Raw genomic sequence first — 21,611 nt, 5'->3', positions numbered from 1 at the left:
TTCCCGCCAGAGTCAGCTGCCCGGCGCCAGCGTCGGCTCCGGCTGCCGGGTTCGCTCCGCCGCATTCAGGCACAGCAAGCCCGCCAGGGCGAACAGCAGGCCGAGCAGCATGCCCGGCGCCAGCGGCTCGTCGAAACAGGCCCAGGCCCACAGCAGCGCCACTGGCGGACTCAGGTAGAGCGCGCCACTCACCGCCTGAGGGCTGCCCTGACGCAGGCACAGCCAGTAGAGACCGAAGCCGAGCAGGGTCGGGATCAGCAGCCAGAGCACCGCCAGGGCGAAGCCGAGGGTCAGCGGTGGGATCAGCGGACCTTCCACCCCGGCCACCCCCAGCATCACCAGACTGCTGGCCGCCAGCTGGATGAACAGTTGCGTCCGCAGTGCCAGTCGGCTCGGCGGCAGGCGACTCTGTACCAGGGTCGCCAGCGCCAGGGCTAGGGCGCTGCCCAGCGGCAGGGCGTAGGCCCAGCCGGGGGCCACGCCCAGTCCCACGCCCGCGCCGGTGGCCAGCAGGACGCCCGTCAGGCCCAGGCCCAGGCCGAGCCACTGGCGCCCGTTGGTGCGCTGGCCCGGCAGCAGGCAGCAACCCAGGGCCACCAGCAGCGGCGACAGATCCGACAGCAGCGCCGCCAGCCCGGGTGAGACGCCCAGTTCGATGGCCTTGGCCGCCGGCCCTGCCGCTCCGGCGAAGGCCAGCACGCCGATGCCTGCCTGCTGGCCGACGATCTTCAACGGCAATCGCCGCACCTCGGCCCAGGCGAAGGGCAGCAGCAGCACGGCGGCCAGCAGCAGGCGCCAGAAGGTCACCAGCAAGGTAGGGGCCTGGTCCGCGGCGTAGCGATAACCGACGAAACCGGCGCTCCAGCACAGCACCAGGGCGAGTTGGCGCAGCAGCGGGGAAGACAGGATGGCAGGCATGGCCGGGCTCCAGATGACGGGATGCCTTGAGCCTGGCCCAGGGTGGTAATACACTCAAACGACATTATTGGTAGCTATGGTTCGATAAAAGCGCATCATGCCCGCACCTCTCGATATCGACGTCCTGCGTACCTTCCACACCATCGTGCGGCTGGGGCAGTTTCGCGCCGCCTCTCTGCAGCTCAATCGCAGTCCTTCGGCGGTGAGCAGCCAGATCCGCCGACTGGAGGAGCAGACCGGCGGCCGGCTGTTCGAGCGTGATAATCAGGCGGTGACCCTGACCCCACTCGGGCGCCGCGTGCTGCTGGAGACCGCCGACCTGCTACAGGCCCATGACCGCATCCTCGCCGGTCTCACCGGCCAGCCGGTGGTGGGCGAGGTGCGCCTGGGCGTGGCCGAAGACTATGCCGCGCGCCTGCTCAAGGCTGTGCTGCCGCGCTTGCAGGGCGAGCATCCCGGGATCGTCCTGCAGGTGCTGACCGGCAACAGCAGCCAGCTCCGGCGCTGGCTCGGCCAGGGACTGCTGGACCTGGCGCTGCTGGTAGGGCCGCCCCGCACCGATCGGGCGGACGGCCAGAGGTTCGGCCATACCCAGCCGGTGTGGGTCGCCGGTCCCGGGCTGCAACTGAGCCCGGACGCCAGCGTGCCCCTGGCGCTGCACGGCGAGGGCTGCAGCTATCGCGAACTGGGCATCGACCTGCTGATCCGCCAGGGCCGGCGCTGGCATGCGGTGGTGACCAGCGCCGCCTCTTCGGCACTGGAAGCGGCGGTCGAACTGGGCCAGGCCGTGGCCATCACCGACCGGGCGCGCATGACCCCGCCAATGCGCGAACTGACGCCAGAGGAGGGCTTTGCGCAACTGCCGGTGCACGAGCTGCGGCTGGCCTCGCCGCCCGGCGAGCGCAGCCCCGCCTGCGCCTCTCTGGCCGGGCTGATCGCCGAGGATTTTCGCCTCTAGCCAGGCGGCGCGAGGTTTGACCGGGCGACCGCGCAGCCACTAAGGTGCCGACCCTGGCGTGCGACCTGCCGCCTGTCGATTCGTCGTTCCGCCTGGAACGGACACCTCCCGAGACCACTCGGACGCTCTGCGACCGCCTGAGCTGTCGCCTCCCGCGATACCCAGGGTCGGCCCCAGCATCCGGCCCGCTACCGCCGCTCCTGTCCGCTTGTTCTGGAATATCCCGCTGTCATGAATGCCCCACCCGCCATCCCCCGTCTCATCTATCTGCTGGCCCTGACCATCTTCGCGCTGACCACCGCCGAATTCATGGTGGCCGGCATGATGCCGGCGCTGGCCGCCGATCTCGGCGTCTCCATTGGCCAGATCGGCTATCTGATCTCCTGGTATGCCCTGGGCATGGCCCTGGGCGGCCCGCCCCTGACCCTGTTGCTGCTGGCCCTGCGCTTGGCGGAAAAATCGGCGCTGCTGTGGCTGCTGACGCTCTATCTGGTGGGCGCCGTGGTCGCCGCGCTGGCGGCCAGCTATCCGGTGATGGCGGCGGGGCGGGTGCTCATGGGCATCGCCAGCTCCGCCAGCATCGGCCTGTGCCTGACCCTGGGCGCCAACCTGGTCACGCCGGATCGCCGCGGCCGGGCCGCCTCGCTGATCCTGTCCGGTCTCATGCTGGCGCCGGTGTTCGGGGTGCCGGGTACGGTACTGATCGAGCAACTGGCCGGCTGGCGCGCCAGCTTCTGGGCGGTCGCCCTGCTGGCGGCCTGCTGCACCCTGCTGGTCGGCCTGTGCGTGCCGCGCACGCCGGGGCGCGCGGCCGGGCAGTTGGGCGGTGAACTGCGGACCCTGGTCAGCGCCCGACTCTGGGCGGCCTACCTCACCAGTGGCCTGATCATCGGCGCGACCTTCGCCGGTTTCAGCTACTTCTCGCCCATCCTCATCCAGGTCACGGGTTTCGCGTCCACCACCATTCCCTGGTTGCTGATGGGTTACGGCCTCGCCAACGTGCTGGGCAATCTGCTGGTGGGCCGCCTGGCCGATCGCTACACCCTCAAGGTGCAGGGCGTCGGGCTGGCGGTGCTGGCGCTGGGCTTCGCCCTGTTCGTCAGCTGCGCCGACAGTGCCGCGGCCAGCCTCCTGGCCCTGGCGCTGATCGGCCTGACCGGGGTGGCGCTTAACCCGGCCATGGTCGCCCGGGTCATGGCCGCGGCCACCCCAGGGCCCCTGGTCAACACCCTGCATACCTCGGTGATCACCGCAGGCCTGGCAGTGGGTGCCTGGGCCGGCGGCGCGGCCATCGATGCCGGCCAGGGCCTGCGCGCGCCGCTGTGGGTCGGCCTGGGAATGGCGCTGCTGGGCGTGCTGAGCCTGGTGCCCAGCCTGGTGCAGCGGCTGACCCTGGCGCCGCCGCCCGCGAGTCGCTGCTAGCGCCTGGCAGCTGTGGCGACCTGGCCGCGCCAGGCTGCCGCCGCGCTGCCAGGGGTTTCGCCCGCGAAAGGCTCTACGACGGTATTTTCGGCAGGATCGTACCAGCTGTCTTCACTGTAGCCTGACTGTCATCTCTGCCTGGCATGTTGCCTTTCGAACAGGAAAGCGCGATTTCGCGCCTTCGATCCTCAGGCTATCGATAAGGGCGGCACAGACATGCAGGCTTCGCTTCGCGGTATGACGTTGGGATTGGTACTCGGGCTGGTGAGTGGCGGCCCAGTGTGGGCGGCGACGCCCATTCCCTTCTGGCATTCAATGGATGCGGAGCTTGGCAAGGAGGTCGATTCCCTGGCCCAGCGCTTCAACCAGGCGCACCCCGAGTTCCAGGTACAGCCGGTGTACAAGGGCGACTACGAGCAGAATCTGGCGGCTGGCATCGCGGCCTTCCGGACCGGCAAGCCGCCGGCCATTCTGCAGGTCTACGAGGTGGGCACCGCGACCATGATGGCCTCCCGGGCCATCGAGCCGGTCTACCAGGTGTTCAAGGACGCGGGCCTGAAGCTGGATGAAGCGGGCTTCGTACCCACCGTCGCCAGCTACTACAGCGACGCCAAGACCGGTCAACTGCTGTCCATGCCCTTCAACAGTTCCACCCCGGTGCTCTACTACAACAAGGCCGCCTTCAAGCAGGCTGGCCTCGATCCGGAAGCGCCGCCCAAGACCTGGAAGGACCTGGCCGAGGACAGCGCCAAGCTGCGCGCCGCCGGTCTCAAGTGCGGCTACACCAGCGGCTGGCAGAGCTGGGTGCAGCTGGAAAACTTCAGCGCCTGGAACGGCCTGCCCTTCGCCAGCCGGGACAACGGCTACCTGGGGACCGATGCCGTGCTGGACTTCAACCAGGCGCCGCAGGTCAAGCACATCGCCCTGTTGCAGGAGATGGGCAAGCGCGGTGACTTCACCTACGTCGGCCGCAAGGACGAACCCACGGAGAAGTTCTACAACGGCGACTGCGCCATGCTGACCACCTCGTCCGGCTCGCTGGCCAACATCCGCCACTACGCCAAGTTCGACTTCGGCGTGGCCATGATGCCCTACGACGGCGACCTCAAGGGCGCTCCCCAGAACGCCATCATCGGCGGCGCCAGCCTCTGGGTGTTCAAGGGCCAGGATGCCGCGGTGAAGCGCGGCGTGGCCGAATTCCTCGCCTTCCTGGCGCAGCCGGAGATCGCCGCCGAATGGCACCAGCAGACCGGCTACCTGCCGATCACCAAGGCGGCCTACGACCTGACCCGCGAGCAGGGCTTCTACAGCAAGAATCCGGGGGCGGACATCGCCACCCGGCAGATGCTGAACAAGCCGCCACTGGCCTTCACCAAGGGCCTGCGCCTGGGCAACATGCCGCAGATCCGCGCGGTGATCGATGAAGAGCTGGAAAGCGTCTGGACCGGCAAGCAGGCCCCGCAACAGGCCCTGGATACCGCCGTGCAGCGCGGCAACGTGCTGTTGCGCCGCTTCGAGAAATCCACCCAGTAAGTCTGGGGTCCGCCCTGGCGGCGCCTGCCGACGACTGCCGGCGCCGCTCCTCTTTTCGCGATGATGCGTGCGCCCATGTCCACATCCCGTCAGGTCTTTCCTTCCGGCTGGCTGCCCTATGCGCTGCTCGCGCCGCAGCTGGCGATCACCGCCGTGTTCTTTCTCTGGCCCGCCGGCAAGACGCTCTGGTACTCGTTGCAGAGCGTCGATCCCTTCGGCCTGTCCAGCCAGTTCGTCGGCCTCGACAACTTCCGTCAGCTGTTCCAGGACCCGCTGTATCTGGCCTCCTTCTGGACCACCCTGACCTTCAGCGCCCTGGTAACCGGCTGCGGCCTGCTGGTGTCCCTGGTCCTGGCGGCCCTGGTCGATCTGGTGGTGCGTGGCAGCCGGATCTACCAGACCCTGCTGCTGCTGCCCTATGCGGTGGCCCCGGCCATCGCCGCGGTGTTGTGGATCTTTCTGTTCAACCCCGGTCTCGGTCTGCTCACCCTGTTGCTGGAGCGCTACGGCTATCACTGGAACCACGCCCAGAACGCCGGTCAGGCGCTGTTCCTGGTGGTGCTCGCTTCGGTGTGGAAGCAGATCAGCTACAACTTCCTGTTCTTTTTCGCCGCGCTGCAATCCATCCCGCGCTCGCTGCTGGAAGCTGCCGCCATCGACGGCGCCGGGCCGCTGCGCCGCTTCCTGCAGCTGTCGCTGCCGCTGATCGCGCCGGTCAGCTTCTTCCTGCTGGTGGTCAATCTGGTCTACGCCTTCTTCGACACCTTTCCGGTGATCGACGCGGCCACCGGCGGCGGACCGGTGCAGGCCACCACCACCCTGATCTACAAGATCTATCGCGAGGGCTTCACCGGACTCGATCTCGCCGCCTCCGCCACCCAGTCGGTGGTGCTGATGCTGCTGGTCATCGTGCTCACGGTGGTGCAATTCCGCTACGTCGAACGCCGGGTGCGCTATCAATGATCGAGAATCGTCGCGGGCTGACGCTGCTGTGCCACCTGATGCTGGTACTGGGCATCGGCGTCATCCTCTTTCCGCTCTATGTGGCCTTCGTGGCCGCCACCCTCGACGACCGGGCGGTGTTTGCCACGCCCATGAGTCTGATCCCGGGGCGCCATCTCTGGGACAACCTCAGCCTGATCTGGACCCAGGGCGTGAGCAACAGCACCGCACCCTTCTGGCTGCTGCTGCTCAACAGCTTCCTGATGGCGCTGGGCATCACCCTGGGCAAGCTGTCGGTCTCCATGCTCTCGGCCTTCGCCATCGTCTGGTTCCGCTTTCCGCTGCGCACCCTGGCCTTCTGGCTGATCTTCATCACCCTGATGCTGCCGGTGGAGGTGCGCATCTTTCCCACCGTGGACACCATCGGCCACCTGGGAATGCTGGACAGCTACGCCGGCCTGACCCTGCCGCTGATGGCCTCGGCCACCGCCACCTTCCTGTTCCGCCAGTTCTTTCTGACGCTGCCCGAGGAATTGCTCGAAGCGGCGCGCATCGATGGCGCCTCGCCGCTGCGCTTCTTCCGCGACATCGTCCTGCCGCTGTCGCGGACCAACCTGGCGGCGCTGTTCGTCATCACCTTCATCTACGGCTGGAACCAGTACCTCTGGCCGCTGCTGATCGTCAGCAACCCCGACCTCGGCACGGCCGTGGCGGGCATTCGCGGCATGCTCTCGCTCGGCGAGCGGGTGCCGCAATGGAACCAGGTGATGGCAGCCATGCTGCTCACCCTGATCCCGCCGGTGGCGGTGGTAATGGTCATGCAACGCGCCTTCGTGCGCGGTCTGGTGGATAGCGAAAAGTAACCATGGCAAACCTCGAACTCAGGGCCGTCTCCAAGCGCTGGAACGGTGGCAAGACCCAGGTCATCCAGCCCCTCGATCTGCAGGTGGCGGATGGTGAATTCATCGTGCTGGTGGGGCCTTCGGGCTGCGGCAAGTCCACCCTGCTGCGGCTGGTGGCCGGGCTGGAGCGGGTCAGCGCCGGCAGCATCCATATCGGTGGCCGGGACGTCACCGCGCTGGAGCCCAAGGCGCGCGGCATCGCCATGGTGTTCCAGAACTACGCCCTCTATCCGCACATGAGCGTGGCTGAGAATCTGGCCTGGGGCCTCAAGATCGCCGGTCTCGGCCGTGCCGAGATCGCCACCCGGGTCAAGGAGGCGGCGCGCATCCTGGAACTCGATGGCCTGCTCGAACGGCGGCCGCGAGAGCTGTCCGGCGGCCAGCGCCAGCGGGTGGCCATGGGCCGCGCCCTGGTGCGTGATCCGGCGGTGTTCCTGTTCGACGAGCCGCTGTCCAATCTGGACGCCAAGCTGCGGGTGCAGATGCGCCTGGAGTTGCAGCAGCTGCACCAGCGGCTCAATACCACCAGCCTCTATGTCACCCATGACCAGGTGGAGGCCATGACCCTGGCTCAGCGGGTGGTGGTGCTGCAGGCGGGGGTGGTCGAGCAGCTCGGCACCCCGGTGGAGGTCTATGAACGTCCGGCCACGCGCTTCGTCGCCAGCTTCATCGGCAGTCCGGCGATGAATCTGCTGGACGGCCAGGTCGACGCCGCTGGCAGCCACTGCGAAGTGCCGGGCGGTCTGCGCCTGCCGCTGGGGCCGGGCTATCGTCATCTGGCCGGACATCCGGTCTGCCTGGGCATCCGGCCCGAGCATCTGCAGCCCTGCGGCGTTTCGGAGCAGGGCCTGCCCCTGGTGGTCCGCACCCTGGAGATCCTCGGCGCCGACAACCTGGCCCATGGGCGCTGGGGCGAGCAGGCGCTGGTGGTGCGCCTGCCCCATCAACAGCGGCCGGCGCCGGGCCACGTCCTGCAGCTGCGCGCGGCGGAGGAGCACCTGCACCTGTTCGATGCCGCCTCCGGTCAGCGCCTCGATCCCCGGCGCTAGGCACGCCGGTCCGGTCAGAGCGCGGGGCGGTTTCCCTCAGGCGCCCCGGAGAGGATACTGCGCCCTTTGCCGCGCTGACCGCCGATACCCATGGAAAACCTCCCGCTGTTCGATCTGCCCGCCGCTGCCCCCGCGGAAAAACCCAAGCCCAGACGCGCCCGCAAGGCCGCGCCTGCCAGCGGTCTGCGCCTGCTGCATACCTCCGACTGGCACCTGGGGCAGCATTTCCTCGGGCGCACCCGCGAGGCCGAGCATCGCGCCTTTCTCGGCTGGCTGGTCGACCAGGTGGCGGAGCAGGCGGTGGACGTGGTGCTGGTGGCGGGGGACATCTTCGACACCGCCACGCCGCCAAGCTATGCCCGCGAGCTGTACAACGGCTTCATCGTCGCCCTGCGCGGCACCGGCGCCAGCCTGGTGGTGCTCGGCGGCAACCATGATTCCGCCGCGGTGCTGGCGGAATCCCGCGAGTTGCTGGCCTGCCTGGACACCCGGGTGATCCCCTGCGTCAGTGCGACGCCAGCCGACCAGCTGCTGGAATTGCGCCGCCGCGATGGCGAGATCGGCGCGCTGCTCTGCGGCATTCCCTTCGTCCGTCCGCGGGATGTGGTGCAGAGCCAGGCCGGGCAGAGCGCCGAGGAAAAGCGCCAGGCGCTGCAACAGGCCATCCAGGGGCACTATGCCGACTTGTACGCCCTGGCCGAGGCACGCCGCGTCGAACTGGGTATGGCGCTGCCGATCATCGCCACCGGCCACCTGACCACCGTGGGCGCCAGCACCAGCGAGTCGGTGCGGGAGATCTACGTCGGCAGCCTCGACGCCTTTCCCACCAGCGCCTTTCCGCCGGCGGACTACATCGCCCTCGGTCATATCCATCGCCCCCAGCGGGTCGGCGGCCTGGAGCAGGTGCGCTACAGCGGCTCGCCGCTGTGCCTGAGTTTCGATGAGGAACGCGCCAAGGAAGTCCTGCTGGTGGAGTTCGGCGCGACCCTGGAGCGGGTGACGCCCGTGGCGGTGCCCTGTTTCCAGCCGCTGGCCGTGGTGCAGGGTACTCTCGACACCCTGGGCGCCGCCCTGATCGAGGCGGCGGCCGATGGCCGCCCCGAGTGCCCGGTGTGGGCCGAGGTGGTGGTGGCCGGTGACGACTACCTGGCCGATCTGCAGCCGCGCATCTCCGCGCTGGTGGCCGAGTTGCCGCTGGAGGTGCTGCGGGTCAGGCGCGCGCGCAGCGCCATCGCGCCCACCCTGCAGGGTACCCGGCGCGAAACGTTGGAAGAGCTCAGCCCGCTGGACGTCTTCAGCCAGCGCCTGGCCGAAGAGACCCTGGACGACGACCTGCGTACCCGCCTGGAAGGCCTTTACCGCGAGGTTCTCGGCGAGTTGCCTGCCTGATCGCAACGAAACGCGTCCATCGGACGATATTTCTCCTCCGGAACAAGGCCCGCTGCGCCGGGGTCACCCTCTCTATGTAGCCCATATCGGAGAAGACCCCATGCACGACCTGTCGCAACCCCTCGCCGCCACGCGTCACGAACGTTCCGACGACCAGCTGCCCAATGTCCAGGGCACCGAACGCCTGGTGTCCCTGCTTGGCGGTGGTCTGCTGATCCTTGGTGGTCTGCGCAGCGGTGGCCTCACCGGCTGCCTGAGACTGGCGCTGGGCGCCATGGCCCTCAGCCGCGGGGTACGCCAGCGCTGCGAATTCAAGGCCGCGCTGCAGCCATCGCCCTTCGAACAGGCCCTGGCCCAGCGCTGGGGCTGGCGCAATCCCACCGCCATCCAGCGCAGCGTGACCATCGCCAAGCCACGCGACGAGGTGTTCGCCTACTGCACTGACCTGCAGCACCTGCGCGAGCTGCTGCCCTTCGTCGATCGCATCGAGCTGGGCGCCGATGGCGACAGCCACTGGCATGCCTCCGGTCCCCTGGGGCGCACCCTGAGCTGGACCCTGGAGCAGAGCGAGCGCCGCGAGAACGAATTCCTGCTGTGGAGCACCGTGCCCGGCACCTTCATGGCGCATAAGGCCAGTCTGACCTTCAGCGATGCGCCCCAGGGCCGCGGCACCCTGGTCCAGGCCGTGCTGGCCTGCGAGGCCCCGGCCGGCCTGCTCGGCCATGCCGTTACCGAAGGCATCAGCCGCTTTACCGGCAAGGCGGTCAATCTCGGCCTGCGGCGGCTCAAGCAGCAATTGGAGACCGGCGAGATCGCCACCCCCGAGGTCGCCCGCAGTGGTCGCCCGCTGGCGCCGCCTCATCCGCCAGTGACCCGCCCGGCCGACGAACCCCAGGCCGACATCAATGCCGGCCTGGGCACTCAGGCGAGGTCCGAATAATGCGTGCCCTGACCTGGCAAGCCCCCAATCGTCTGCAGGTGGAAACCGTCCCGGACCCGGAGATCCTCAATCCGCGCGACGCCATCGTGCGCATCATCATGTCCTCGGTGTGCGGTTCGGACCTGCACCTGCTGGGCGGCTACGTCCCGGCGATGAAGCCTGGCGACATCATCGGCCATGAATTCCTCGGCGAGATCGTCGAACTGGGCAGCAGCCTGCGTAACCAGGGCCTGGCCGTTAGCGACCGGGTGGTGACCGTCTCCATCATCGGTTGCGGTGACTGCGAGCACTGCCAGCGCGAGGATTACAACTGCTGCGACAACAGCAACCCCAAGCCCGAGATGACCGAGCTGGCCTATGGGCAGCCCTGTTCCGGCATCTTCGGCTACAGCCATGCCTTCGGCGGCTATGCCGGCAGCCACGCCACCTACGTGCGGGTGCCCTATGCCGACGTCAATCTGTTCAAGGTGCCTGACGGCGTCAGCGATGCCCAGGCGGTGTTCGTGTCCGATGCCGTGCCCACCGGCTACTACGCTGCCGACATCGCCGACATCCAGCCTGGCGATACCGTGGCGGTCTGGGGGTGTGGCGGCGTTGGCCAGATGGCCATTCGCAGCGCCTACCTGCTGGGCGCCGAGCGGGTGATCGCCATCGATCGCTTCAGCGATCGCCTGCAGCTGGCGGCCGAGAAGGCCGGCGCCATCGTCCTCGATTACGAGACCACCAACATCCATGAGGCGCTGCTGGAGCTGACCGGTGGCCGTGGCCCGGATCGCTGCATCGATTGCGTCGGCATGGAGGCCCACGGTACCCAGGTCGACTATGCCTACGACAAGACCAAGCAGCTGCTGCGCCTGCATACCGAGCGCGGATCGGCGCTGCGCCAGGCCATCCGTGCCTGTCGCAAGGGCGGTACGGTGTCGGTGATCGGCGTCTATGGCGGGGTGATCGACAAGTTTCCCATGGGCGCCATCGTCAACAAGGCCCTGACCCTGAGATCGGGCCAGCAGCCGGGGCAGCGCTATGTGGAGCGGCTGTTCGAACACATCCAGAAGGGCGAGCTGGATCCGTCTTACCTGCTCACCCATCCGATGAGCCTGGAAGAGTCGCCCTACGGCTACGAGCTGTTCAAGTCCAAGGACAAGAACTGCATGAGGGCGGTGTTCATGCCGTGAGGGGCAGCCCGGCGATCCCAGGATCGGCGGGCTCTTTATCCGCTAGACCAGCCAGGTCGCCAGCGGCTGCCACAGCGCGGCGACCTTGTGGCCGCCACTGCAGCTGACCAGCGCCAGGGTGCCCACACCGACCAGCAGGGGCATGCCGAGGAAATCGAAGGGAGAGAGGGGCGAGCGCACGACGGATCCTCCGGGAAACGTGATTGCAGAGCGATACCTTGCAGTTGAGAGCGGGGGGCGAAGCAAGTTCAGCGGTGGGCACGACCATAGGTCGAGTGGTCGGTTGGCATGGGCGAGCGGGCCCAACAATGCCAGAATTGGCGGTTCGCCGAGTCGTCCTGGAAAAGCCCGATGAAGATCCTCACCCTGCGCCTGAAGAACCTCAATTCCCTCAAGGGTGAGTGGAAGATCGACTTCACCGCCGAACCCTTCGCCAGCAGTGGCCTGTTCGCCATCACCGGACCGACCGGGGCGGGCAAGACCACCCTGCTGGACGCCATCTGCCTGGCGCTCTATCACCGCACGCCGCGCATGAGCAAGGTGGGTGGGGAGAGCAACGAACTCATGACCCGCCACACCGGCGACTGCCTCGCCGAGGTGGAATTCGCCGTGCGTGGCGAGCGCTATCGAGCCTTCTGGAGCCAGCGACGCGCCCGCGACCGCGCCGATGGCGCCCTGCAGCCACCCAAGGTGGAACTGGCCAGGCTCGACGGCAGCATTCTCGCCGAAAAGACCGGCGACAAGCTCAGACTTACCGAGGAACTCACCGGCCTCGACTTCGAGCGCTTCACCCGCTCCATGCTGCTGGCCCAGGGGGGCTTCGCCGCCTTCCTGGAAGCCAGTGCCAGCCAGCGTGCCGAACTGCTGGAAGAGCTGACCGGCACCGCCGTGTACGGGCAGATCTCCCAGCGGGTGTTCGAGCGCGCGCGGGAGGCCAAGGGCGTCCTGGAGGGCCTGCGCCAGCGCGTCGCCGGGGTCGAGGTGCTGGACGCCGAACGCCGCCAGGCGCTGGCCGCCGAGGGCAGCGGCCTGGCGCAGCGCGAAGAGCGACTGGGCGCAGACCTCAAGACCTGGCAGGCCCAGCGCCAGTGGCTGTCCGCCGTGGAGCAGGCGGCGGCGGACGAGCAGCAGGCCCAGGCGCGCCTGGCCGCGGCGCAGCAGGCCTGGGAGGCCGCCGAGCCGCAACGTCAGCGGCTGGCGGCGGCCGAACCGGCGGCCCGGTTGCTGCCCGTCGAGCAGGCCTGGCGCGAGGCCGCGGCACGTGAACAGCGCAGCCGGGACGAACTGGCACAGCTCGATCAGCGGATCCAGACCTTGGCCAGTCGCCGCGACGCCGCCCTGGCCCAGGCCCTGGGAGCCAGTGGCGAACAACTGCGCCAGGCCGAGGCGGAGCAGGCGCAGGCGCTGGACGAACAGCAGCATCTAGAGCTGAGCCTGGCCGAGCGCAGTAGTCATGCCGAACTTGGCGAACGCCTGGGCGACTGGCGCAGCCAGCTGGCCCTGCGCGACGAAAGAGCCGAGGCCCTGGCGCGCCTGACGCGCCGCCAGGAGGAGCAGACCCGGCAGCTGCAGCTGCTGGCCGAGGAGCGCGAAGCCCAGCAGGAGGCGGTGACGCGGGCACGCGAGCAGGCCGCCCAGGCCCAGGCGACGGAGCAGGCCCAGCGCGAACGCTGGCAGGCCGCGCTGGACGGCCGCGACGAAAAGGCGTGGCGTGCCCTCTGGCAGGCCACGCTGGGCCGGGTCAACGAGGTGGATCAGCTGGATCAGCTGGTCGAGCGCCGGCGCCAGCTGCAGACTCAGGTGGAGCGTCTGGCCCGCAGCCAGGGTGAGCGTCAGCGCCAGCATGGCGATCACCAGGTGCGCCTGGACGCCCTGCGCGGGCGCTATCGCGAGGTGGCCCAGCAGGTGCGCGAGCGCGAGAAGCTGCTCGAACAGGAAAGGGTCATCCGCAGTCTGGAGGCCCAGCGCGCCGAATTGCAGCCCGACGAACCCTGTCCGCTGTGCGGTTCCCGTGATCACCCCGCGGTGGCCGACTATGCCGCGCTGGACGTCTCCGCCACCCAGACCGCCCTGCAGGACGCTAAGACCGAACTGGAGCGCCTGACCCAGGAGGGCAAGGAGCTCAGCGAAGCCCTGGCCGCGCTCAAGGCGCAACTGGATCAGGCCACCGAACAGCAGACCGAGGCTAGTCAGCAGCTGGAGCAACTGGGCGAACTCTGGCGTCAGCGTTGCACGGCCCTGGGTGCCGATCCTGAGGTGCCTGGCGCGGTGGCCGAATTGCGCCGCCGTCAGGACCAGGAGCTGGCGCGCATCCAGCAGGTGCTCGCCACCCTGGATGGCCTGCGTCAGCAAGGCGAGGAAGGCCGCAACGAAGCCCAGCGCCTGGCGCGTCAACAGGCCGATGCCGAACAGCGCCAGGCGCTGGCCGAGGCGGCCTGGGAGCGAGCGCAGCAAAGTCTGGCGGAGGGTGCCAGGGAACAGCGGGAGGCCGAGGCGCAACAGGCCACGGCAGAGCGCCAGTTGGGCGCGGAGCTGGCGCGCTGGGGACATGAGGTGCCCAGTCGTGCCGGCGAATGGCTGACGCTGCGCGAGCAGGAGTGGCGCCGCTGGCAGACCGATCGTCAGCGAGCGCAGGAATTGCAGCAGCACCTGAAGGACATTGCCCAGCGCCTGGCCACCCTCGCGCCGCTGGTCGAGACCTGGCGCCAGCGCGCCGGCGAGGTCGCCGCCGTCCCGGTAGCGCCGGAGGCCGCTGCGGCCGTGCTCGCCGAGGCGACCGCGACCTGGGAGGACTGCCGTGAGCAGGGTGCGGCGCTGCAGGGCAGCCACCAGGCGCTGCACGAGCGGCTGGCGGGCGAGGTACGGCTGGCCAGCGAAGCCGGCGCCCGGTGGCAGACGGCGCTGGCCGCCAGCGCCTTCGCCGACGCCGAGGCCTGGCGCGCCGCGCAACTGGACGACCACGAGCACAGCGCTCTGACGCTGGAGCGCACCCGTCTCGAGACCGGCCTGACCGAGGCGCGCGCCCTGGCCGGTGCGGCGCAGGAGCGCCTGGCAATCCTGAACGCCGAGCCGCAGACCGAGCGCAGCGCCGCCGAGCTGGATGCCGAACTGGCCGCCGCCGGTGCTGAATTGCGCGTCCTGGGCCAGCGTCAGGGCGAGCTCAACGCCGCCCTGCGCGAAGACGAGCGCCGCCGCGACGGCCTGCAGGCCCTGCTTGGCGAGATCGCTGCCCAGGAGCGCGATCACGACCTCTGGCAGCACCTCAACGGCCTGATCGGCTCGGCCGATGGCGCCAAGTTCCGCAAGTTCGCCCAGGGCCTGACCCTGGATCACCTGGTGCACCTGGCCAATGGTCAGCTCATGCGCCTGCATGGCCGCTATCGCCTGATCCGTCGCCAGGCGGCGGAGCTGGAATTGCAGATCCTCGACACCTGGCAGGCCGATGCCCTGCGCGACATCCGCACCCTCTCCGGTGGCGAGAGCTTCCTGGTCAGCCTGGCTCTGGCGCTGGCCCTGTCGGACTTGGTCAGCCAGCGCACCGGCATCGATTCGCTGTTTCTCGACGAAGGCTTCGGCACCCTCGATGGGGAGACCCTGGAGGTCGCCCTGGATGCCCTCGACCAGCTCAATGCCGGTGGCAAGACCATCGGCATCATCAGCCACGTGGAGGCGCTCAAGGAGCGCATCCCGGTGCAGCTCAGGGTGCGCAAGGGGGTGGGTCTGGGCCACAGCGGTCTGGAACGGCGCTATGCCGTGGAGAAAAACGCGACCGAGTGAGTAATTTTTCCGGTGCAGTGGTCGAAGCCCAGCGCGAAGCGAAACGATGAAACTGTTAACGTAGACAGGTTCGCCGTCTCTGCTGGCGCTATGACATCTCCTTCTCCTACCGGCCACCTACCCACCATGTCCCAATTCCTTGCCGTCGGCCTGTTCGAATACGATCCCAGCCGCGCCGAATGGCGCGCGGATGCCGCCTGTGCGGCCATGCTGGAACGGGACGCCGAGGCGCTGGCCCGGGGCCTTTCGCCCGCCGAGTTGCTCAGCGGGCTGCAGAGTCGCAGCACGCCACCCGAGGGACTGCTGCCCGCCGCGGGACAGATCTGGGAGGCCTGGCGCCAGGGCACCGATGGCCAGTTGCGCTGCCTGCAATTCCAGCGCCGCGGGGCCGGTGGCGTGTTGCTCGACGTCACCGCGCAGCGCCGCCATGAAGCCGAACTCTGGCAGGGCGAGGCCTTCAAGCGCAGCGTCATGGTCTGCAGCGTCGACTGCATCAAGCTGATCGATCTGGAAGGGCGTCTGGAGTACATGAATCCGGGCGGCCTGGTGGTCATGGAGATCGACGATTTCATTCCCTTCCAGGGCCGTCCCTGGGCCGAACTCTGGCCCGAAGGGCAGCGCCATGAGGTGACCGCCGCCATCGAGGCGGCGCGGCAGGGCGGCATCGGGCGCTTCACCGGGCTGGCGCCCACGGCGAAGGGCACCCGGCGCTGGTGGGACGTGGTGGTCACGCCGATCCTGGGCGATGACGGCCAGCCCCTGAGATTCCTCTCCATTTCCCGCGACGTCAGCGAAGCCGTCCATACCCGCGAGGCTCTGGACGAACTCAATCGCAACCTCGAAGAACGCATCGAGATACGCAGCCAGGAGCTGATGGCCCTGGAAGAGGAGCTGCGCCAGGCGCAGAAGATGGAGGCCATCGGCCAACTCACCGGCGGCATCGCCCACGACTTCAACAACCTGCTGACCGGCATCGTCGGCTCGCTCGACCTGATGCGTCGCCGGGTGCAGCAGGGGCGCATCCAGGAGCTGGAGCGCTACCTGGATACCGCCACCCGCTCGGCCGAGAACGCCGCGGCCCTGACCCAGCGCCTGCTGGCCTTTGCCCGCCGTCAGGTACTCGAACCCCGGCCGGTGGATGCCGGCCAGCTGGTGCAGGGCATGCACGAATTGCTGCGTCACAGCCTGGGCAAGAAGATCCGCAAGGACGTCCAGCTCGACGCCGACCTCTGGCTGCTGCACTGCGATCCGCATCAGCTGGAAAACGCCATCCTCAACCTGGCCATCAACGCCCGCGATGCCATGCCCGAGGGCGGCAACCTGAGCATCCGCGTGGACAATGTCAGCGGACCGCTCAGCATCGGCCTGCCGATCGAGACGGTGGCCGGTGATTTCGTCCGTATTCAGGTCTGCGATACCGGCACCGGCATGGACGCCGATACCCTCAAGCGCGCCTGCGAACCCTTCTTCACTACCAAGCCCAGCGGGCGCGGCACCGGACTCGGGCTGTCGATGATCTATGGCTTCGTCCGTCAATCCGGTGGCCAGGTGGAGATCCATTCGGTGGTGGGCGAGGGCACCTGCATCAGCCTCTATTTACCGCGGCTGCTGGTTCAGCCCGCGGTGGAACCCGCGCCCAGCGAAGCCGAAGGGCCGGTCCTGCCGGAGGTCTCCGGTGACTGCGCGCTGATCGTCGAAGAAGAGCGCGAAGTCCGCGTCATCATCGGCGAGGTGCTGGCGGAGCTGGGTTACACGCCGCTGGCGGTGGCCGACAGCGCCACCGCCGTGGCCCTCATCGCCTCGGGCAGCCTGCGCATCGATCTGCTGGTGACCAGTCTCGGCCTCTCCGGGCTGGATGGCCGGCAACTGGCCGAGCAGGCGCGGGCCACCAGCCCCGGGCTGCCGGTGCTCTATCTGTCCGGTCAGGCGGACCCGGCGTCCCTGCCGGAGCTGGCGGAAGAGGGCGTCGAACTCATCGGCAAACCCTTCGGCCTGGAAGAGCTGGCGCGCTGTGTAAGGCGTCTGCGTCCGGGCGGCTGAGCCGGTTGCGGCGAACTGTCGCGGCGCTCCAGGGTCGATCCTTTCGTGTCGCAACGTCCGTTGCGGCTGCTGTCGTGTCGACAAGAAAAGGAGCGCTTCATGAAACGCCTGCCACCTGCGCCACCCGCGCGGATGCTCGTCCTGTCCCTGTCCATCGCCTTTCTCGCCGCCTGCGCCCATGAGGGCAGCAAGCCGGAAACCCCGACCTGGAGTTGGCGCGACGCCAGCAACGCCCGCGCCGTGCCGCCGGACCAAGCCTATCCCGAGCTGTTCGCCGCCGTTCAGCAGGGCAAGCTGTTCAGCGACCAGAAGCATTTCGTCGATGCCCTGCCCATGCGCAATCCGGCCGACATCCGCCAGGACTACCTGGCCCAGCGCGACAAGCCGGGCTTCGACCTCAAGGCCTTTGTCAGCGCCAACTTCGAAGAATCCGATCCGATCAAGGTTGCACCGCCCAAGGCGGGGGCCGACCTGCCGACCCACGTCAAGGACCTCTGGCCGGTGCTGACCCGCCACTACGAAGAGGTGCCGGCCTACAGCAGCCTGCTGCCGCTGCCCAAGCCCTATGTGGTGCCGGGTGGACGCTTCCGCGAGGTCTACTACTGGGATTCCTACTTCACCATGCTGGGACTGGCCAAGGACGGGCGCACCGACCTGGTCCGCGACATGGTGGACAACTTCGCCCATGAAATCGACGTCTACGGCCACATCCCCAACGGCAACCGCAGCTACTACCTGAGTCGCTCGCAGCCGCCGTTCTTTGCCTACATGGTCGATCTGCAGGCCAGCCTGGAAGGCGACTCCGCCTACCGCCGCTACCTGCCGCAACTGCAGAAGGAATACGCCTACTGGATGGCCGGGGCCGAAGGCCTGCAGGCGGGCCAGGCCAATGCCCATGTGGTCAGGCTGGCCGACGGCACCCTGCTCAATCGCTACTGGGACGCCCGTGATACCCCGCGCCAGGAGTCCTATCTGGAAGATCTGGCCACCGCCGCCCAGGCCAAGGGCCGACCGGCCGGCGAGGTCTATCGCGACCTGCGCGCCGGGGCCGAGAGTGGCTGGGACTTTTCCTCGCGCTGGCTGGGCGACGGCAAGACCCTGGCGACCATCCGCACCACCGCCATCGCTCCGGTGGACCTGAACAGCCTGCTCTATCACCTGGAACAGACCATCGCCAAGGCCTGCGAGAAGACCGGCGAGGCCAGTTGCGTCCAGGCCTACAGCCAGAAGGCCAAGACCCGCCAGCAGGCCATCGACCGCTACCTGTGGAATCCGGCCGGTTACTACACCGACTTCGACTGGCAGGCCAAGCGCCGTACCGACAAGGTTTCCGCCGCCACCCTGTTCCCGCTGTTCGTCGGTCTTGCCAGCCAGAGTAGCGCCGACCAGACCGCCGCGACCGTGGCCAACCAGCTGCTGCGTCCGGGTGGCATCGCCACCACCACGGTCAAGACCGGCCAGCAGTGGGACGAGCCCAACGGCTGGGCGCCCCTGCAATGGGTCGCCGTGGATGGCCTGCGTCGCTACCAGCAGGACAAGCTGGCCGCCGACATCGGCACCCGCTTCCTGACCCAGGTGCAAAACCTCTACGCCCGTGAGCAGAAGCTGGTGGAGAAATACGACCTCACCGGCGGCCAGGGTGGCGGCGGCGGCGAGTACGAGCTGCAGGACGGCTTTGGCTGGACCAATGGCGTCACGCTCAAGCTGCTCGAACTCTACAAAGCGCAACCCGGCGTGAAATAAGGCCAAAGAAAAGGTCCGCCATGGCGGACCTTTTCCGTGGTGTGAAACCCGTAGGTTGAGCTGAGACAGCGCCATCGTCGAAGCCCAACAACCCTGCAGTAAAGACCTGCCCGTTGGGCGTCGCTGCGCTTAGCCCAACCTCCGACCTACCTTTTCCCCTCTCCCTTTGGGAGAGGGCTGGGGTGAGGGCAAGCCCTACGCCAGATCCATCCGGATACTGACTCCAGGCGTCACAGCGGATCCACTGGCGGCGCATCGTCCTCGTCGGCAGGCAACTCCGCCGGATGCAGCCCCTCCGGATCTTCGTCCTCGGGCAACGGCAGGATGGCGTTCATCACCTACTTTTCCCCCTCTCCTTTTGGGAGAGGGCTGGGGTGAGGGCAAGCCCTACGCCAGATCCATCCGGATACTGGCTCCAAGCGTCACAGCGGATCCACCGGTGGCGCATCGTCCTCGTCGGCAGGCAACTCCGCTGGATGCAGCCCCTCCGGATCTTCGTCCTCGGGCAACGGCAGGATGGCGTTCATCAGCTGTACTCCGGATTGCGCGGATTCTTCTGCGGCAGGCGTTCCTCGACCGGCTTGTCATCCGGATCCTCGCCCACGGGCTCTTCGGGATCGGGCGCGATGTCCGGATCGATGTCCAGGTCGTCGGGGTTTTCCTTGATCTGATCGTTCATGCGGCCTCCGTGAGTGGTTGTTAAGCGTTGGGCAGGGCCCTCCACGCGAAGTTCGCCACCGGCGATCAGCGATAGCCTCGCGCCTGCAGATCGAACAGCTGGGCATAGCGACCGCCTTTGGCCAGTAGCTGCTCGTGAGCTCCTCGCTCGTGGATCTCGCCGCCTTCCAGCACCAGGATCTGATCGGCATTGCGCACGCTGGAGAAACGGTGCGAGATCAGCAGGGTCATGCGCTGCTGCGCCTGGGCGCGAAAGCGCTCGAAGATCACCGCCTCGGCGGCGGCGTCCAGCGCGGCGGTGGGTTCGTCCAGCACCAGGATGTCGGCGTCTTCGCGCATATAGGCGCGTGACAGGGCAATCTTCTGCCACTGCCCGCCGGACAACTCCTGACCGCCCATGAACCAGCGTCCGAGCTGGGTCTCGTAGCCTTCGCGCAGACCGGCGATGACTTCGTCGGCCAGGCCCTGCTCGGCCGCCTTGCGCCAGCGCGCCTCGTCGTTGAAGGCCGTGGTGTCGCCGACCCCCAGATTTTCGCCAGCGGTGAGCTGGTAGCGGATGAAGTCCTGGAAGATGACCCCAATGCGCCTGTGCAGGGCGGCCGGCTGCCACTCCTGCAGATCGCTGCCATCGAGCAGGATGCGTCCCTGGGTAGGCGCATGCAGGCGGGTCAGCAGCTTGATCAGGGTGGTCTTGCCCGAGCCGTTGGCGCCCACCAGGGCCAGGCTCTGGCCCGGTGCCAGGTGAAAGCTGATGGCCTTGAGCGTCGGCGTGGTCGCGCCCGGATAGGTGAAGCCGACTCCTTCGAATCTCAGGCCATCGCCGGGCTGACTGCCGGCGGTGAGGCTGCCAACCTCGGCGCTGGTCGGCTGGCCCAGGTAGTCGTAGAGATTGCTCAGGTAGAGGCTGTCTTCGTAAAGCCCACCCAGGGCTGTCAGGCTGGCGCTGACCGCGGCCTGACCCTGGCGGAACAGGGTGAGATAGAGGGTCATCTGGCCCAGGCTCAGACGCCCGCGCACGGTATCGAGCACCACCCAGGCATAGGCGGCGTAGAAGGCGAGGGTGCCCAGCAGGCCGAAGACGAAACCCCAGCCATCGCGTCTCAGGGTCAGGCGGCGGTCTTCGGCATAGAGTTTGGTGAAGGTCGTGCGATAGCGCTCCAGCAGCAGCGGCGCCAGGCCGAACAGCTTGACCTCCTTGATGTACGCCTCGTGGGAAAGCAGCGTCTCCAGGTAGGTCTGGCGACGGGTCTCGGGCGCACGGCGACTGAACAGGCGAAAGGCGTCGCCGGAAAAGCGCGCCTCGGCCAGGAACACCGGCAGGGCGCCCACCACCAGCAGCAGCAGCGCCCAGGGCGAGAAATGCACCAGCAGCACGGCGAAGCTGACCAGCGAGATCAGGTTCTGCAACAGGGTCAGGGACTTGGTCACCAGTGCCAGGGGCCGGATGGAGGCCTCGCGCCGAGCTCGCACCAGCTTGTCGTAGAAGTCGGCGTCCTCGAATTGCGCCAGGGACAGGGTCTGGGCCTTTTCCAGGATCAGCAGATTCACGGTCTGCCCGAGGCGTACCCGCAGCAGCGATTGCTGCACCGACAGCAGCCGCTGAGCCCCTGCCAAGGCGGCCAGCACCCCGGCTTCGGCCAGCACGAACTTCAGCACCGGCCACAGCGGCGCCTGGCCCTGGTCGGCATGCAGCCGCATGGCCGCCACCACGGCATCGACGATGCGCTGCCCCAGCCAGGCGGCCAGTGCCGGCAGCAGGCCGGCGACCAGGGTGGCCAGAACCAGGCCGATCAGCAGCGCGGGAGAGGTGCTCCAGACCAGGCCGGCAGCGCGGCGCATCTGCTGTTGCACGATAGCGAAGGAAGTCGAGAGGGCCATGGCGGATCTTCGGCGAGGGTCAGCATTAGTCGAGGCGGCGGTCGCCATGTTCCCCAGACTATGGCGAAAGGCTTACAAAGACTGGTGTCACCTGGCCATATTGCTACCCCGTTGGCTTGCGTAATCTACACCTATCAGCAGCGCAGGATGCGCAGCTCTGAGGTCACGGATGAAGACCAGGCCAGGATGGCGCCTGACAGGATGTTGGGATGGTCGCAACAAAGAACCCGCTTCGGCGGGTTTTTTGTTGGGCGCGATTCGAGGTCG

Annotated in this window: 16 protein-coding genes; 12 read left to right on the top strand and 4 right to left on the bottom strand. The window is 67.9% G+C overall.

What is annotated here, in order from left to right:
* Positions 1-12: 12 nt before the first annotated feature.
* Positions 13-918 carry a DMT family transporter gene (locus QMX82_RS19620; protein WP_282286718.1) on the bottom strand — a complete coding sequence of 302 codons (906 nt, stop codon included), beginning with the start codon at positions 916-918 and terminating at the stop codon, positions 13-15.
* Between the two features lie 97 nt (positions 919-1,015).
* On the opposite strand from QMX82_RS19620, the gene QMX82_RS19615 reads away from it, so the two are divergent.
* The 9 genes from QMX82_RS19615 (at position 1,016) to QMX82_RS19575 (ending at position 11,228) form a co-directional block, all read left to right on the top strand.
* The gene (locus QMX82_RS19615; RefSeq protein WP_158895281.1) at positions 1,016-1,876 is read left to right on the top strand and encodes a LysR family transcriptional regulator; all 861 of its coding nucleotides are present in this window, start codon (positions 1,016-1,018) and stop codon (positions 1,874-1,876) included.
* A 231-nt stretch (positions 1,877-2,107) separates the two neighbouring features.
* Entirely contained in the window at positions 2,108-3,298 is a 1,191-nt protein-coding gene (locus tag QMX82_RS19610; protein ID WP_208694239.1) for an MFS transporter, read from the top strand.
* A gap of 216 nt (positions 3,299-3,514) precedes the next feature.
* A complete protein-coding gene (ugpB, locus tag QMX82_RS19605) occupies positions 3,515-4,831 on the top strand; it encodes a sn-glycerol-3-phosphate ABC transporter substrate-binding protein UgpB (protein ID WP_208694240.1) in 1,317 nt (438 codons plus the stop codon).
* Positions 4,832-4,906: 75 nt separating this feature from the next.
* Positions 4,907-5,794, top strand: coding sequence for a sn-glycerol-3-phosphate ABC transporter permease UgpA (gene ugpA, locus QMX82_RS19600; protein ID WP_208694241.1), 888 nt, complete (start codon positions 4,907-4,909; stop codon positions 5,792-5,794).
* The gene (ugpE, locus tag QMX82_RS19595; RefSeq protein ID WP_208694242.1) at positions 5,791-6,636 is read left to right on the top strand and encodes a sn-glycerol-3-phosphate ABC transporter permease UgpE; all 846 of its coding nucleotides are present in this window, start codon (positions 5,791-5,793) and stop codon (positions 6,634-6,636) included. The genes ugpA and ugpE overlap by 4 nt, the downstream gene beginning before the upstream one ends.
* 2 nt (positions 6,637-6,638) lie before the next feature.
* Positions 6,639-7,724, top strand: coding sequence for a sn-glycerol-3-phosphate import ATP-binding protein UgpC (locus QMX82_RS19590; RefSeq protein ID WP_282286708.1), 1,086 nt, complete (start codon positions 6,639-6,641; stop codon positions 7,722-7,724).
* 183 nt (positions 7,725-7,907) lie between these two features.
* A complete protein-coding gene (sbcD, locus tag QMX82_RS19585; RefSeq protein ID WP_282286737.1) occupies positions 7,908-9,113 on the top strand; it encodes an exonuclease subunit SbcD in 1,206 nt (401 codons plus the stop codon).
* A 100-nt stretch (positions 9,114-9,213) separates the two neighbouring features.
* A complete protein-coding gene (locus tag QMX82_RS19580) occupies positions 9,214-10,053 on the top strand; it encodes an SRPBCC family protein (RefSeq protein ID WP_282286706.1) in 840 nt (279 codons plus the stop codon).
* Positions 10,053-11,228, top strand: coding sequence for a zinc-dependent alcohol dehydrogenase (locus QMX82_RS19575; protein WP_282286704.1), 1,176 nt, complete (start codon positions 10,053-10,055; stop codon positions 11,226-11,228). The genes QMX82_RS19580 and QMX82_RS19575 overlap by 1 nt, the downstream gene beginning before the upstream one ends.
* A gap of 42 nt (positions 11,229-11,270) precedes the next feature.
* On the opposite strand, the gene QMX82_RS19570 is transcribed toward QMX82_RS19575, so the two are convergent.
* Positions 11,271-11,408: a hypothetical protein gene (locus tag QMX82_RS19570; protein WP_158895263.1), complete on the bottom strand. Its 138-nt coding sequence runs from the start codon at positions 11,406-11,408 to the stop codon at positions 11,271-11,273.
* Positions 11,409-11,579: 171 nt separating this feature from the next.
* On the opposite strand from QMX82_RS19570, the gene QMX82_RS19565 reads away from it, so the two are divergent.
* The 3 genes from QMX82_RS19565 to treA all read left to right on the top strand — a co-directional run bounded on the left by QMX82_RS19565 (position 11,580) and on the right by treA (position 18,788).
* Entirely contained in the window at positions 11,580-15,005 is a 3,426-nt protein-coding gene (locus QMX82_RS19565) for an AAA family ATPase (protein ID WP_282286702.1), read from the top strand.
* A gap of 126 nt (positions 15,006-15,131) precedes the next feature.
* Positions 15,132-17,045, top strand: a complete 1,914-nt coding sequence (locus QMX82_RS19560) for a hybrid sensor histidine kinase/response regulator (RefSeq protein WP_208694247.1) — start codon at positions 15,132-15,134, stop codon at positions 17,043-17,045.
* A 99-nt stretch (positions 17,046-17,144) separates the two neighbouring features.
* Positions 17,145-18,788, top strand: a complete 1,644-nt coding sequence (gene treA / locus QMX82_RS19555; protein ID WP_282286700.1) for an alpha,alpha-trehalase TreA — start codon at positions 17,145-17,147, stop codon at positions 18,786-18,788.
* Positions 18,789-19,314: 526 nt separating this feature from the next.
* Here the strand turns inward: treA and QMX82_RS19550 are convergent.
* Positions 19,315-19,467: a hypothetical protein gene (locus QMX82_RS19550; protein ID WP_007162537.1), complete on the bottom strand. Its 153-nt coding sequence runs from the start codon at positions 19,465-19,467 to the stop codon at positions 19,315-19,317.
* Positions 19,468-19,532: 65 nt separating this feature from the next.
* Positions 19,533-21,344 carry an ABC transporter ATP-binding protein gene (locus tag QMX82_RS19545; protein ID WP_208694249.1) on the bottom strand — a complete coding sequence of 604 codons (1,812 nt, stop codon included), beginning with the start codon at positions 21,342-21,344 and terminating at the stop codon, positions 19,533-19,535.
* Between the last annotated feature and the right edge of the window lie 267 nt (positions 21,345-21,611).

It is taken from the genome of Pseudomonas sp. PS02302 (assembly GCF_029959585.1).
GTDB lineage: Bacteria > Pseudomonadota > Gammaproteobacteria > Pseudomonadales > Pseudomonadaceae > Chryseomonas > Chryseomonas aestiva.
Note: the sequence above shows the minus strand (reverse complement) of the source record. Positions and strands in the feature narration are given on the sequence as shown.